The organism is Arthrobacter alpinus (assembly GCF_001445575.1).
GTDB lineage: Bacteria > Actinomycetota > Actinomycetes > Actinomycetales > Micrococcaceae > Specibacter > Specibacter alpinus_C.
Genome location: NZ_CP013200.1, coordinates 962296 through 976409, shown reverse-complemented (window position 1 = coordinate 976409; position 14114 = coordinate 962296). Strand labels below are relative to the sequence as shown.

The window sequence follows — 14114 nt, the reverse complement described above, 5'->3', positions numbered from 1 at the left end:
GCGTGAGAAACTAGGAAGCATGCCTGCCACCCTCCCCACCGCCACGCCGACCGCCGCCACCAGCAAGCGCGGCCGGCCCGGCTATGACCAGCAATCGGTGCTCCGCATCGCCGTCGAGGTCTTCAACAAGCACGGCTACGAGGCCACGTCCATGGGCATCCTGGCGGAGAACCTTGGCATCTCAAAATCTGCCATCTACCACCATGTGCCGTCCAAGGAGGACCTGCTGCGGCTGGCACTGGAGCAGGCTCTTGGCGGGCTGGAGGCGGTGTTGAGGCTCGACGGCGCCACCTCCGGAGCTGCCGACGCCCGTCTTGAGTTTGTGCTCAGGGGCACGATAGGGGTACTCGTGGAGCGGCTGCCCTTCGTCACGCTGCTGCTGCGCCTGCGCGGGAACACGGAGATGGAACGCGATGCGCTGGCCCGGCGCCGCACCTTTGACCGCACCATTACCAGCTTGGTTTCCGCCGCCCAGCAGGATGGGACGCTGCGCACGGACATTGATCCCGGCACCATCACCAGACTGCTGTTTGGCACCATCAACTCAATCGTCGAATGGTACAAGCCCGGAGGCCCGCTCTCCGCCTCGAGACTGGCCGACGACGTGATTTCCATGGCGTTCCAAGGCCTGCACAAGTAGTTCAACTGGCCGCGTGGGGCAGGCTGCCGCGAGATAGGGTGTTGGCGGCGAAAATCACCGAGCAACCAGCGATCTCGCAGCTTGGACCAGCTCTCGTGGGCACCATGGGATTGACCAGTCCCTCCGGCTGGCGCACGCTGTAACCATGGCCACCAAAATCTCCGCATCCCTCCAGGCGCTCTCGCGCGAACTTCGCTACGAACCCACCACCAAGCACATTCGGGCCCTGCTCGGGACGGATGTGGTCCTGGACTCCCGCCGTGCCGTCATCGTCTGGGAACCCCGGCGGGTGGTGCCCTGTTATGCGGTGCCGGCCGACGGCGTCGCCGGTGTCCTAAGTCCCGCCGCACCCGCACCAACCGGCGCCGACGCTCCCCCGGTGCTGCACCCCGGCATCCCGTTCAGCCGGCACAGCACCCCGGGGACCGCCTTTGATGTCACTGCCGGCGGGCGCACCGCCGAAGCCGCAGCGTTCGGTTTCGAGGACCCGGATCTGGCAGGATATGTGGCGTTTGATTCGGACGCCTTCGACTGGCTGGAGGAGGACGACCCCGTCCAGTCCCACCCTCGCGACCCGTTCCACCGCGTGGATATCCGGCACAGCTCGCGGCACGTGAGGGTCAGCACCGGCAGCTCAGTGCTCGCGGAATCCTCGGCCCCCGTCATGGTGTTTGAAACGGGCTTGGCGGAGCGGATCTACCTCCCCCCAAGCGCCGTAAACTGGGAGCTGCTCGTGGCCACTGACTCGGTCACATTGTGCCCCTACAAAGGCACCGCGAGCTACTGGAAGTTGGCGGACGGGCCCGATGGCGACGTGGCGTGGAGCTACCAAAATCCGCTGCCCGAAGCCGCGGAGCTCGCCGGCTACGTCTGCTTCTACGACAACCTGGTGGACGTCGAAGAGCTGTAACGGCTACTTGTACAGGGTGTCTTCCTTTTCCACGAGCGTCAGCACGTCGTACGTGGCCACGATCTCGCCGTCCTGGTTGTGCAGGATGGCATCCCAGCAGACCTCGCCGTATTCATCGGTGACGCGCGGGGTGATCTTCTTGGCCGTCAACGTCACGCGGATCGAATCACCGGCCGCAACCGGGGTGATGAAGCGCAGCCCCTCGAGCCCGTAGTTGGCCAGCACGGGGCCCGGCGCGGGCTCCACGAACAGCCCGGCGGCCCAGGACACCAGCAGGTAGCCGTGCGCCACGATCCCGGGAAAGAACGGGTTCTTCTCCGCAGCCACGGCGTCGGTGTGGGCGTAAAAGGTGTCCCCCGACGAGTCCGCAAAGGCGGTGATGTCCTCCAGCGTGACTTGCCGCAGTCCGGAGGCAAAGCCGTCGCCGATGTGCAGTTCCGCCAGCGACTTCCGGAACGGATGGACGGCCCCGGCAACTGCACCAAACCCGGGATCACCGGCCAACACCTGGGCGGCTCCCGTGTGCCACACCCCGGTCACTGCCGTGAGCATGTTGGGCGAGCCCTGGATGGCGGTGCGCTGCATGTGATGCTTGACGGAGCGAATGCCGCCCAGTTCCTCGCCGCCGCCGGCCCGGCCGGGCCCGCCGTGCACCAGGTGTGGCACCGGCGAACCATGGCCCGTTGACGTGCGCGCGTCCTCGCGGTTGAGCACCAGAACCCGGCCGTGATGGGCGGCAATGCCCGTCACCAGGGCCTGCGCCGTGGCGGGGTCGTTCGTGCAAACCGTGGCCACGAGGGATCCTGCCCCAAGCGCCGCGAGCCGCACCGCCTCGGAGACGTCGACACCCTTTCCGTCACGGCCGGGGCGGGTGTCATAGCCAATTACGCTCGACACGGGACCAAACGCCTCCAGCGAGTGAACCTCCGGCGCCTCGGCGTCGGCCCAGTTCAGCAGCACCGGTGACATGAACGCACCGTCGACGACGGCGGCAACCGTGCCGTCCGCACGCGTCACGGCGGGTGCGTCCAGGGTGCCGTAGGCCAGCTCTCCGCCGGCGGCGATCATCGTCTCGACGGCGGCGCGGACATCCGCCAACTGTTCCAGCGAGGCCAGCGCACCCATCGTGACGCCGTCGGCACGAGGGTCCCCCACCACCACCCGTTCGCTGATGCGTGCGCCGATCGCGTCGATGACGGCCTGCTTGAGCTCGTTCGGCACGATGGTGCGTCGGATGGACGTGCACTTCTGGCCGGCCTTGACCGTCATCTCGGTGACCACGGACTTGATGAAAGCGTCAAACTCCGGAGTTCCCGGAACGGCGTCGGGGCCAAGGATGGCGGCGTTGAGGGAGTCGGTCTCCGCCGTGAAGCGGACACCGCCATGAGCCACGTTGGGATGGTTCTTCAAGACATTCGCGGTGGACGCCGAGCCCGTGAAGGAGACCATGTCCCGGTAGTCCAGGACGTCCAGCAGGGTCCGGGCGGAGCCGGAGATCAACTGCAGGGAACCTGCCGGCAGTACCCCGGACTCGACGATGGCACGCACGGCCGCCTCGGCCAGGTAGCCGCTGGGCGTGGCCGGCTTGACGATCGTGGGGACGCCGGCCAGGAACGCCGGGGCGAATTTCTCCAACATGCCCCACACCGGAAAGTTAAAGGCGTTGATCTGGGCGGCGACGCCGGGGATGCGGGTGTAGATGTGCTCGGCGATGAACGAGCCGTCCTTGCTCAGCACCTCCACGGGGCCATCCACAATGACATTCGAGTTGGGCAGTTCGCGCCGGCCCTTGGAGGAGAACGTAAACAGCACGCCAATGCCGCCGTCGACGTCCACCATGGAATCGATCTTCGTGGCGCCCGTCCGGGCCGAAACCGCGTACAGCTCCGGGCGGCGGTCATTGAGGTAGGCGGCCAATTCGCGCAGCTTCAGGGCCCGCTGGTGGATGGTCAGCTTGCCGAGTTCCGTCTGGCCCACCGTGCGGCCATACTCGACGGCGGCCCCGAGATCGAGCCCCTCGGTGGACACGCGGGCCAGCACCTCGCCGGTGCTTGCGTCACGCGCTTCCACACCCGATTCGCCGTTGGCCGGGGTCCACCAGGCATCCTGGATGTAGCTCGGAACAGTTTCAATCAGCGTTGCAGTGGTCATCGTCGAGACGTCCTTTCGGGGTTGGTCTTGGGGTGGGGTGATGGTGCCGGTGGGCACGCTAGGTCCAGTCAAAGAATCCCTTGCCGGACTTGCGTCCCAGTTCGCCGCGGGCCACCTTGTCACGCAAAATCTGCGGCGGCGCAAACCGCTCCCCCAGGGTTGATTCGAGGTATTCGGCAATGCCCAGCCGCACGTCCAGGCCCACAATGTCGGTGGTTCGCAGCGGGCCGGTGGGGTGTTTGTAGCCGAGCACCATGGCGGCATCGATGTCCTCGGCGCTCGCCACGCCCTCCTGCACCATGCGCATGGCCTCCAGCGCGATCGCCACGCCCAGCCTCGAGGACGCAAATCCGGGTGCGTCCTTGACCACGACGGCGGTCTTGCCCAACGCTTCCACCCAGCCTTTCGCCGTGGTCACCAGCTCCGGGCGCGTCTGCTCGGCGATGACCACCTCGATCAGGGTGGACGCCGGAACCGGGTTGAAGAAGTGCAGGCCGATGAATTTGTGCGGCCGCACCAGCTCAGCGGCCAGCCCCGACATGGACAGCGACGAGGTGTTGGACGCCAGCACGGCTCCGGCCGCCAGGTGCTTTTCCACTCCCTGCAGCGAGGAGACCTTCAGGTCCCAGATTTCCGGGACGGCCTCCACCACCAGTTCACGGTCGGCAAAGTCGGCGTAGTTGGTGGATATCACCAGCCGTGCTGTGTGATCCGCCGGGGAGCCGGGCAGCCCGCGTTCCACGGACTTGGCCACAGCGGATTCCACCCGATCGCGCGCCGCGGCGGCAGCGTCGTCGTCGCGCTCCACCACCAGCACCTCGCAACCATGAATGAGGAATGCGTGGGCGATGCCGGCGCCCATGCGGCCGCCGCCCAGGACACCGACACGTGCCGGCAAGTTCGTCGCACTGCTCATTTTTCCCTCTTGTCCAAAAAGGCCTGCATGCGTTCAAATTTGGCGGGCGATTCAAACAGCTCTGCCTGTTCCAGATTGTCCGCCGCCGGGTGGGCCTCTCGCGGTTGATGGAAGACTCGTTTGGTGGCTTGTAGGGCCAGAGGGTCCTGTGCGGCGATCTTGCCGGCGAGCGAGTGCGCGGCGGCCATGAGCTCGGCGGACTCCACTAGTTCGGTGATGAGTCCCACCCGCAGGCAACCTTCACCCGTGAGGATGCGCCCGGCCAGCAGGATCTCCTTGGCCATGGGCTCGCCTACTAATTCCTTCAGCCGCCACGTGGCGCCGGCGGCGGCCATGATGCCCAGTCCGGCCTCGGGTTGGCCCAGACGCAGGGCGCGGGTGCCGATCCGGAAGTCGGCGGCATAGGCCAGCTCGGCACCGCCGCCCAGTGCGTAGCCTTCCAGGGCCGCGATGACTGGCATCGGCAACTGGGCGATCCTCTCGAACAGCCCCGAGTTGATGCCCTGCAGGGCGTCGTCACGGCGGCGTTCGATCAGTTCGGCGATGTCCGCGCCTGAGGCAAAGATCCCCTTGCTGTCGCGGCTGCCGGGAGTGCCGGAGAGGATCAGCACCTTGGGTGTTGACTCCAGGTGCTCACATACGGCGTGCAGCTCAGCCACCATCTGCGCGTCGATTGCGTTGCGGACCGCCGGCCGGTTCAACTGCACCGCCAGGCGGTCGTCAACCTCGGTGACCAGCAGGGTAGTGAACGCTGCGGGATCGAGGCGGGTGCCGGCGTCGTGCTTCACAATCCCTCCACCAGCAGCGCGGCACCTTGGCCGACGCCGACGCACATGGTGGCGAGACCGATTCCGCCGGGGGCTTCGCGTTCCAGCCTGCCCAACAGCGTGACCACGATCCGGGAGCCGGAGGAGCCCAGGGGGTGGCCGAGGGCGATGGCGCCGCCGTCGTTGTTGACGGTGTCCGGGTCCAGCCCGAGTTCGCGCATGCTGGCCAGCGACTGGGACGCGAACGCCTCGTTGAGTTCGACGGCGGACAGGCGGCCCACGTCGATGCCCTGGCGTTCCAGGATCTTCCGGCTGGCGGCGACCGGGCCCATGCCCATGATTTCCGGCGCGAGGCCGGCTGCGGCACCGTCGAGGATGCGGCCGCGCGGGATGAGCCCGTACTTTTGCAGGGCACGTTCGGAGGCCACGATGATGGCGGAGGCGCCGTCGTTCAAGCTGGAGGCGTTGCCGGCCGTGACTACTTTCCCCCCGGCCACCACGGGACGCAGCCCGGCCAGGACCTCCAGTGTTGTGCCGGCGCGCGGGCCTTCATCGGTGTCCACCACAGTGTCGCCGCGGCGGCCCTTGACGGTGACCGGGACGATTTCCGGGGCGAAACGCCCGGCGGCAATGGCGGCCAGGGCGCGCTCGTGCGAGCGGACCGCGAAGGCGTCGCAGTCCTCCCGGGAGGTGCCGTACACGCGGGCCACCTCCTCCGCGGTTTCCGGCATGGAATAGGCCATCTTGCCGTCCCGGGACAATTCGCCCGAGAGGAAGTTCGGGTTGGTGAAGCGCCAGCCGATGGAGGTGTCAAAGGTGTCGCCGGGCTTGGCGAACGCCTTCTCCGGCTTCGCCATGACCCAGGGCGCGCGGGTCATGGACTCCACACCGCCGGCCACCACGATGTCTGCGGCTCCGGCCTTGACCATGTGGCTGGCCATGGTGATAGCGCTCATTCCCGAGGCGCACAGGCGGTTGACCGTGATGCCGGGAACGGTGTCCGGGAAGCCGGCCAGAAGCCACGCCATGCGGGCCACATTGCGGTTTTCCTCACCGGCACCGTTCGCGTTGCCGAGGATCACCTCGTCCACGTCGGCCGGATCTATCCCTGTGCGCGCGATGAGTTCCTTGATGGTCAGGGCGGCAAGGTCGTCGGCCCGGACGGTGGCGAGAGCCCCGCCGTAGCGGCCAACGGGCGTGCGGACGCCTCCTACCAGGAATGCCTGCGGTGTTGCTGCGGCCATGAAAACACCCTTCGAACGCGCTCGTCGGTGCGACCCATGCCTCCACCGGGACCGGCCGCCAAATTACCGACCGTTCGTTCTATAAATATTCCATGGAACGGACAAGCGGTCAATGACTGCCCTGGAGCAAGGGCGGCTACGGCGAATTACCCGGCAACCCCCGCCGAGTGTCCACATAACGTACGGTTGGCCGCCGAAATCAGGCCTAAACGTACATTAACTGGACACTCGAGCCCGCGGACGGGCCGTCAAGCAGCCATCCGGCCCCGCGGGGTGATCAAGCGGCGCTCCGCTCTTGGCATAGTGTCCGGCTGCTGACTGCAAACCCAAGGGTGGGCCTCGCTACAGTGGAATCATGACGACTTCCGATGCCGCAGCACCCACGCACATTTCCGAGTCCCACCCCGCAAACTCGCTCCCCGCAGTGTCACTGCCGGCCAGCCAGGCGGATTCCAGCGCCCCCGTCCAGCCGCCCGTGGCCAAGAAGGTTCCCACGGAACGCACCCACCACGGCGACACCTTTGTGGATAACTACGAGTGGCTGCGCGAAAAGGGAAACCCGGATGTTGTGGCGCATCTGAACGCCGAGCAGGCCTACACGGATGCGCTCACAGCGGGTCAGGAACAGCTGCGCACGGACATCTTCAACGAGATCAAAAACCGCACGCAGGAAACCGATCTCTCGGTGCCCAGCCGCAAGGACGACTGGTGGTACTACGGGCGCATGGTGGAGGGCCAGGCCTACGGCATCCAGTGCCGCGTCCGCGCCGAAAGCAACGGCACACTCGATGACTGGACTCCCCCGCTCGTTGAGCCCGGCGTTGACGTCCCCGGCGAGCAAATTATCTTGGATGGCAACGTCGAAGCCGAAGGCCAGCCGTTCTTCTCGATCGGCGGCGCCGCTGTTACCCGCGACGGTAACCTCTATGCCTACGCCGTGGATAACGCAGGAGATGAGCTCTTCACAGTCCGCATCAAGGATCTGCGCACCGGCGAGCTCCTTGAGGACACCATCGAGAACGCTTTCTACGGTCTGGCCTTCTCCCCCGATGGCACCACGCTGTTCTACATGCTGGCCGATGACTCCTGGCGCCCCCATCAAGTCAAAACCCACGTACTCGGCACACCCGTAGAGAGCGATCAGGTCCTCTACCAGGAGGATGACGTCGCCATGTGGACAGGCTTCGATCTCTCAGCCGACCGCCGCCACCTCATGATCAGCATTGGCTGCTCCGAATTCAGTGAGACCAGGCTCCTGGACTTCGCCGCCCCCGAAAAGGGCCTGCAGGTACTCATCCCGCGCAGCGCCGAGATCTTGTACGACGCCGAACCCTTCCTTGTGAACGGGTGCGAAAAGGTCCTGCTCACCCATGACCGTGACGCCGTCAACTCCATGATTTCCCTGGTTGACGCTGCGGAGTTCAGTAAGCCTGTGGACCAGCAAGTCTGGGAGACTGTTGTGCCGCACGATCCTGCTGTGCGTATCAACGGCGCCTCCGTCACGGCCACCCACATGGTGGTTTCGCTGCGCAAGAACACCATCGAGAGCGTTCAGGTCACCGAGCTGGAAGGCTTGGGAACCGCGGCGCAGGCGGCCGCCGTCGAACCTGTCTTTGATGAGGAGCTGTACACGGCCTCCATGGGCGGCAGTGAATATGAATCTCCCGTCATCCGCCTCGTGTACACCTCAGATTTCACCCCGCCGCGCGTCTACGACTACGTATTGCCGGTGGGCGATGATGGCGGCGAGTTGCTGTTGCGCAAGGAAACCCCTGTTCTGGGCGGCTACCGCTCTGAAGATTATGTCGCCACGCGCGAGTGGGCCACGGCCGACGACGGAACAAAAGTTCCGCTCTCGGTGCTTCGCCGGGCGGACCTGCCCCGCGACGGCAACAACGCCGGCGTGATCTACGGTTACGGCTCGTACGAGGTCAGCATGGACCCGGGATTTGGCGTGCCGCGGTTGTCGCTGCTGGATCGCGGCGTGGTCTTTGTGATTGCGCATGTGCGCGGCGGCGGCGAGATGGGCCGCCCCTGGTACGACGACGGCAAGAAGCTCAATAAGAAGAACACGTTCACCGATTTTGTGGCGGCCACGGACTGGCTGGCGCAGTCTGGTTGGGTTGATCCTTCCCGGATTGCGGCCATGGGCGGTTCGGCCGGCGGGCTTCTGATGGGTGCCGTGGCAAACCTGGCCCCGGAAAAGTACGCGGCCATTGTGGCGCAGGTGCCGTTCGTGGACGCCCTTACCACCATTTTGGATCCGGAACTGCCGCTCTCAGCCTTGGAATGGGAAGAGTGGGGCAATCCCATCACCGATCCGGACGTATACAAATACATGAAGAAATACACGCCGTACGAGAACGTCCGGGCCGTGGCTTACCCGAAGATCGCAGCCGTCACCAGCTTCAACGACACCCGCGTGCTGTACGTGGAACCGGCCAAGTGGGTGCAGGAACTGCGCGCAGTATCCACCGGAACCGAGCCGATTGTCATGAAGATTGAGATGGATGGCGGCCACGGCGGTGCGTCCGGCCGCTACGAAGGCTGGAAGACCCGCGCCTGGGACTACGCCTTCCTGGCTGATGCGATCGGGGCAACCAAGCTGCGCTAGTGGGCACTGGCGTACGCGCCACCCACTTGTGAAAAATGCCGCCGTTCCTGTTATTTGCCACCGTTCTAGCGGTGGCAAATAACAGGAACGGCGGCATTTTTGTTCGGTTAGCTGCGCACCACGGCGTAGACGGCCTCAGAGGTCCATTCGCCCGTCAAATACATGTTGTTGCGCAGCACGCCCTCGCGCTGCATCCCCAACCGTTCGCAAATGCCGGCCGACCCCGCGTTCCGGGCATCGAGCCGGGCTTCAACACGATAGAAATCCAGTTGATCCAGAGCCAGCTCCAGTACGGCCCGCGCAGCCTCGGTGGCATAACCTTTGCCTTGGGCCGCGGGGCCAGGGTCCAACCAATTTCGCCGAAACGCTGCGGCTGAGATCCCTCGGGTTTGCCGCCCTCATTCCACTTCAACGCCATCTCACCAATGAGACCCGGCTGCCCCTGAAGCTCCACGGCGAAGGTAGCCCAATGGCCCGGCTCGTCAAAGGGTTCCTCAACATAACGGGCAATTCTCGCCATACACTGGGCGTAGCTGCGGGCCTCGCCGTACAGGTACCGCGCCGTTTCCGGCAGCCGTTGGTAGTCGTAATAGGCGTCGAGATCGTCCGTGCTGAAACGTCGCAACACGAGCCTCTCGGTGGAAAGTGGATAGGGAATTTCAACCATGACCCGAGCCTACCCCGGCGCCCCAAACGGTGAGGGAGCGTTTGCCAAAACACCCCATTTGCTGCGGGAGCGTCTAGGAACCGAGTACGACGGCGGCCGTGGCCTCTGCGATCGCCTGCTCTTCGTTGGTGGGAACCACCAGCACGGGAATCTGCGAATCCGGGGCGCTGATCACCCGGGGTTCGCCGGAGCGCACCAGGTTCGCTGCGTCGTCGAGCTTCACGCCCAGGGCACCCAGGCGGGAGGCCACCAGGGCACGGAACTGGGCTGAGTTCTCGCCGATCCCTGCCGTAAACACCAACGCCTGTGCCCCGCCCACCGCCACATGGTAGCCGCCAATGTACTTTGCCAACCGGTAAGAGGTGACATCCAGGGCGAGCTGGGCATGCCTGTCACCGGATTCGGCGGCGTCCACAATGGCACGCATGTCATTGTTGCCAGCGAGCGCCTTCAGGCCCGATTCCTTGTTCAGCATGGTGTCAATTTCGTCAGCGGAGAGTCCTTGGCGCTGCAGGAATACCAGGATGGACGGATCAACATCTCCGCTGCGTGTGCCCATGACCAGGCCCTCCAACGGTGTGAAACCCATGGAGGTGTCAATGCTCGCACCGCCCTGAATCGCGGTGAGGGAAACACCGTTACCGAGGTGCGCCACCACGGCGTTGAACTCCTGAACCGGGATGCCTAAGAGAGCTGCGGCGCGGCCGGTCACAAACTCGTGCGAGGTGCCGTGGAAGCCATAGCGGCGGATCCCGTACTTGCGGTAGAGCGAATCCGGCACCGCGTAGCGCCACGCGTATTCGGGCAGCGTGCGGTGGAACGCGGTATCGAAAACCGCCACCTGCGGCATGTCCGGCCACTTCGCCGTGATGGCGCGGATGCCCAGCACATTCGCGGGGTTGTGCAGCGGGGCGAGGGGATTCAGCCGCTCGATGGCGCGCGTAATTTCATTGGTGATCAACACCGGTTCGCTGAAGCGCTCCCCGCCGTGCACCACTCGGTGTCCCACGGCGTCCAGAGGCTTGTGCGCCAGCTCGTCCGTCAGTGCCGCCGCCACCTGAGACATGGCTTCACCGTGATCAGCGATGGCGCCACCTTCCTCGCCGATCCGCTCAATGAGGCCGCTGGCGGCAACCTCATTAGTGTCGGTGTCCCGGACTTGATACTTCAAGGAGGATGAGCCGGAGTTGATGACAAGCACGCGCATTAGGAATCCTTCACTTCGGTAGCTTCAGTGGTTTGGCTGGTTTAAGCGCTTTGGGCCTGAATAGCCGTGATCGCCACGGTGTTCACAATGTCTTCCACGGTGCAGCCGCGGGAAAGATCGTTGATGGGTTTCTTGAGTCCCTGCAAGACAGGCCCCACGGCGACCGCCCCCGAGGATTGTTGCACTGCTTTATACGTGTTGTTGCCAGTATTGAGATCGGGGAAAATGAACACCGTGGCTTGCCCTGCCACGGCAGAGGCCGGCAATTTGGAGGCCGCGATGGAGGCATCCACGGCGGCGTCGTACTGGATGGGGCCTTCAATGGCCAGATCCGGGCGGGCGGCACGGACCAATTCGGTGGCCCGGCGAACTTCATCCACAGCTTCACCGGAGCCTGAGCCGCCGGTGGAGTAGGAGAGCATGGCAATACGCGGTTCCACCCCAAATTGGGCTGCCGTTGCTGCGGAGGCAATGGCGATGTCGGCCAGTTGTTCCTCGTTGGGTTCGGGGTTGACGGCGCAATCTCCGTACACCAACACCCTGTCTTCCAGCAGCATTAAGAACACCGAGGAGACGATGTTCACCCCGGGGCGAGTCTTCACAAACTCCAGTGCCGGGCGGATAGTGTTCGCTGTGGTGTGGGCGGCGCCGGAGACCATCCCGTCCACATGGCCCAGCTGAACCATCATGGTGCCGAAGTAGGAACCGTCCAACATGGCCTCGCGGGCCCGGGCCAGATCCATTCCCTTGTGAGCGCGCAGCCGCTGGTACTCAATAGCGAAGGACTCCCGCAGTTCGGAGGTGGCCGGGTCAACAATGTTGATGCCACTGAGGTCGATGCCGTGGGAGGCGGCCAGTTCCGCAACAGCTGCGCCCGAGCCCAGAATGGTCAGATCGCACACATCGCGGCGATGCAGAATTTCGGCGGCCCCCAGCACACGGGAATCATTGCCTTCGGGGAGCACAATGTGTTTCCGTTCGCTGCGGGCCCGTTCGATCAACTCATGCAGGAACCGAAGCGGGGTCATGGTGGCCGGGCGGGGCAGTGTGAGCCGTTCCAGCAGCTCATGCTCATCTACGTTGCGTGCCCAAGCGCCCATTGCGGCAGCGATTTTCCGACGTTGTCCCGTATGGATCTCGCTACGCACCTCACTGACGGCTGTAGCGGTACTGAAGGTGTCGGCGTCGTGCGCAAAAATAGGGAAAGGTGCGTGCGCCAGGAAGGGCAGCACGTGCGGATCCGGGGCCAAGCCACCGGTCAGGACCATGCCACTGGGGACCGGGAATTCCGGGGAAAATGCGGACGCCAGCGTGGCAACCATGACATCAGCGCGATCACCGGGCACAATCACCAGATCATTGGATTCCAGCTGGCTCAGGAAGTTACCCACGGTCATGGCCGCGACCTTGATGGCGTGGACGTCACGCTCCAGCTCGGAACTGCCGGCTATCTGTCGCATGGTCAGGGCCGCGGCCACCTCCCCCACCGTGGGCCGGGAAATCTCTGGAATTTCAGGGATCACATAGACCGGGCGGTGACTGCTTCCCGGGCGGATGGCGGCAGCAATGGCAGTCATATTATTCGGATCGGCGCGGTTGACCATCATGGCCAGCAGCGAACATCTCTCGGCGGCCAGTTCCTTGCGGGCCACGTCCACGGCGTCAGCGATCTCCTCCGCACTCAGTCCGCGAGCGCCAACAACGGCCAGCATGGGCAGGCCCAGATTATTGGCCAGTCGGGCGTTGAGATCGAACTCTACTGCCGCGTCTTGGCCCTTCAGGTCGGTGCCTTCAACAATGATGACGTCGGCATGTTTGGAGATGTCGCTGAAGATTTCCACGGCCCGGGAGTCAATGTCCTCACGCCGGCCAGCGGCCATGAGCGCACGGGCCTCGGAACTACTCATGCCAGCACGGCAGACTTGCGGATCCAGCTGATACATGCGGCGCAACATGGCCACGGTGGGGTCCGACTCCGGGTCGAGCGCGGAGGTGATGGGGCGGAAGAAGCCGATCCTATCCGCGCGTCGGTGCAGGGCGTCCGCCAATCCGAGTGACACCAACGTCTTACCAGAACCGGGGGTAGTTGCACTGACATAAATTCCACTGGACATGGTCATTTGTTTACCTTTCGCACGTGTCCTTCCATCCAAGCATGCCGCGTCTTGTTTAGGCCTGAATGGCGGCGTGGATCACGTGGTAGTTCCGACCGCCTGTAAGCCGCGCGTTAGAGTTGGCGGCATGTATGAAATTGGCGAGCTGCTCTTCGGACGAATGACCGGTCCCCTCGATATAGCCGCGACGGCCACCACTATTTTGGGTGTGCTGCTGATGTGTGCGGCGTTGTTTCTGATTGGCTGGCGCAATGATGTTGGCTGGGGACTGGCCGTTGCTGCCCTGCTTTTGGCCGGAATCGCGTCAGTGCTCCCGTTCCCGCCCATGCTGCTGAGCTCCCCTGCGGCAATAATGCTGTTCGGTGCCGGAGCGGCCATTGCAACGGCAGTTGGCGTTGGTGCCGCCGTGTACGCTCTGCTGTTGTTCCGGAAGCTACCGTTGTCCGCCCCCATGACACGCGCCGTGGTTCTGCGAGCATTCAGAGCGCCAGATGTGGTGGCGCCGGTGGCCGTTGCAGTGGTGTATTCATTGGCCTCGCTACTGACGGTCGCCGCAATTTTCACGGGTCTGCACGCCCCTCTCAGCAAGGCCCCGTGGCTCACCTTCTTCGTCACTGGAGTCCTGGCAGGGATGGTGCCGGCAGCGCTCGTGGGCCTGGCGAACCGTTCCCGCTGGGCATGGTTCCTGTTCTTCGTCGCCGCGATTGCGGCTATTTACGGCACGGTCATGTCGGCGCAGGGCTCGGTGCTGATCTTCCTGTACGTGGTGCAGGCCGGGCTGGCGATTGCCGGCTGGCAGCGCTGGGGATCCATCCCGGCGGCGGCAGTTTCTTCAAGCCCGACGCCGGTCAAGCCCACCTTTTAGTCCACCCTTTGGCCTAGCT

At 64.5% G+C, this 14114-nt stretch carries 10 protein-coding genes and 1 pseudogene; 4 read left to right on the top strand and 7 right to left on the bottom strand.

Translation table 11 applies throughout. The features are described 5' to 3' along the window. Positions 1-19: 19 nt before the first annotated feature. Positions 20-640, top strand: coding sequence for a TetR/AcrR family transcriptional regulator (locus AS189_RS04265; RefSeq protein ID WP_062286479.1), 621 nt, complete (start codon positions 20-22; stop codon positions 638-640). 145 nt (positions 641-785) lie between these two features. Further along, positions 786-1550, top strand: coding sequence for a DUF427 domain-containing protein (locus tag AS189_RS04260; RefSeq protein WP_062286478.1), 765 nt, complete (start codon positions 786-788; stop codon positions 1548-1550). 3 nt (positions 1551-1553) lie between these two features. Here AS189_RS04260 and paaZ read toward each other — a convergent pair whose 3' ends face one another. Genes paaZ through AS189_RS04240 form a run of 4 tightly spaced genes read right to left on the bottom strand, consistent with a single transcriptional unit; the run spans position 1554 to position 6628 of the window. Beyond that, positions 1554-3701: a phenylacetic acid degradation bifunctional protein PaaZ gene (gene paaZ / locus AS189_RS04255; protein WP_062286477.1), complete on the bottom strand. Its 2148-nt coding sequence runs from the start codon at positions 3699-3701 to the stop codon at positions 1554-1556. Positions 3702-3759: 58 nt separating this feature from the next. Next, on the bottom strand, positions 3760-4617 hold the full coding sequence (locus AS189_RS04250) for a 3-hydroxyacyl-CoA dehydrogenase family protein (RefSeq protein ID WP_062286476.1): 858 nt from the start codon (positions 4615-4617) through the stop codon (positions 3760-3762). Continuing rightward, positions 4614-5405: an enoyl-CoA hydratase/isomerase family protein gene (locus tag AS189_RS04245; protein ID WP_062286475.1), complete on the bottom strand. Its 792-nt coding sequence runs from the start codon at positions 5403-5405 to the stop codon at positions 4614-4616. The genes AS189_RS04250 and AS189_RS04245 overlap by 4 nt, the downstream gene beginning before the upstream one ends. Then, the gene (locus AS189_RS04240; protein ID WP_062286474.1) at positions 5402-6628 is read right to left on the bottom strand and encodes a thiolase family protein; all 1227 of its coding nucleotides are present in this window, start codon (positions 6626-6628) and stop codon (positions 5402-5404) included. The genes AS189_RS04245 and AS189_RS04240 overlap by 4 nt, the downstream gene beginning before the upstream one ends. 355 nt (positions 6629-6983) lie before the next feature. Here AS189_RS04240 and AS189_RS04235 point away from each other — a divergent pair, with 355 nt between their 5' ends. Then, on the top strand, positions 6984-9242 hold the full coding sequence (locus tag AS189_RS04235) for a S9 family peptidase (RefSeq protein ID WP_082634065.1): 2259 nt from the start codon (positions 6984-6986) through the stop codon (positions 9240-9242). A 107-nt stretch (positions 9243-9349) separates the two neighbouring features. Here AS189_RS04235 and AS189_RS19255 read toward each other — a convergent pair. From AS189_RS19255 to pta, 3 genes and pseudogenes are all read right to left on the bottom strand, one after another. Then, positions 9350-9909 (bottom strand): annotated as a pseudogene (locus AS189_RS19255) (GNAT family N-acetyltransferase). Between the two features lie 73 nt (positions 9910-9982). After that, positions 9983-11116, bottom strand: coding sequence for an acetate/propionate family kinase (locus AS189_RS04225; RefSeq protein WP_062286472.1), 1134 nt, complete (start codon positions 11114-11116; stop codon positions 9983-9985). A 41-nt stretch (positions 11117-11157) separates the two neighbouring features. Beyond that, positions 11158-13230, bottom strand: a complete 2073-nt coding sequence (gene pta, locus AS189_RS04220) for a phosphate acetyltransferase (RefSeq protein ID WP_062292924.1) — start codon at positions 13228-13230, stop codon at positions 11158-11160. Between the two features lie 127 nt (positions 13231-13357). On the opposite strand from pta, the gene AS189_RS04215 reads away from it, so the two are divergent. After that, complete coding sequence (locus AS189_RS04215; RefSeq protein WP_062286471.1) at positions 13358-14095, top strand: hypothetical protein; 738 nt, start codon at positions 13358-13360, stop codon at positions 14093-14095. The last annotated feature ends 19 nt before the right edge of the window (positions 14096-14114 follow it).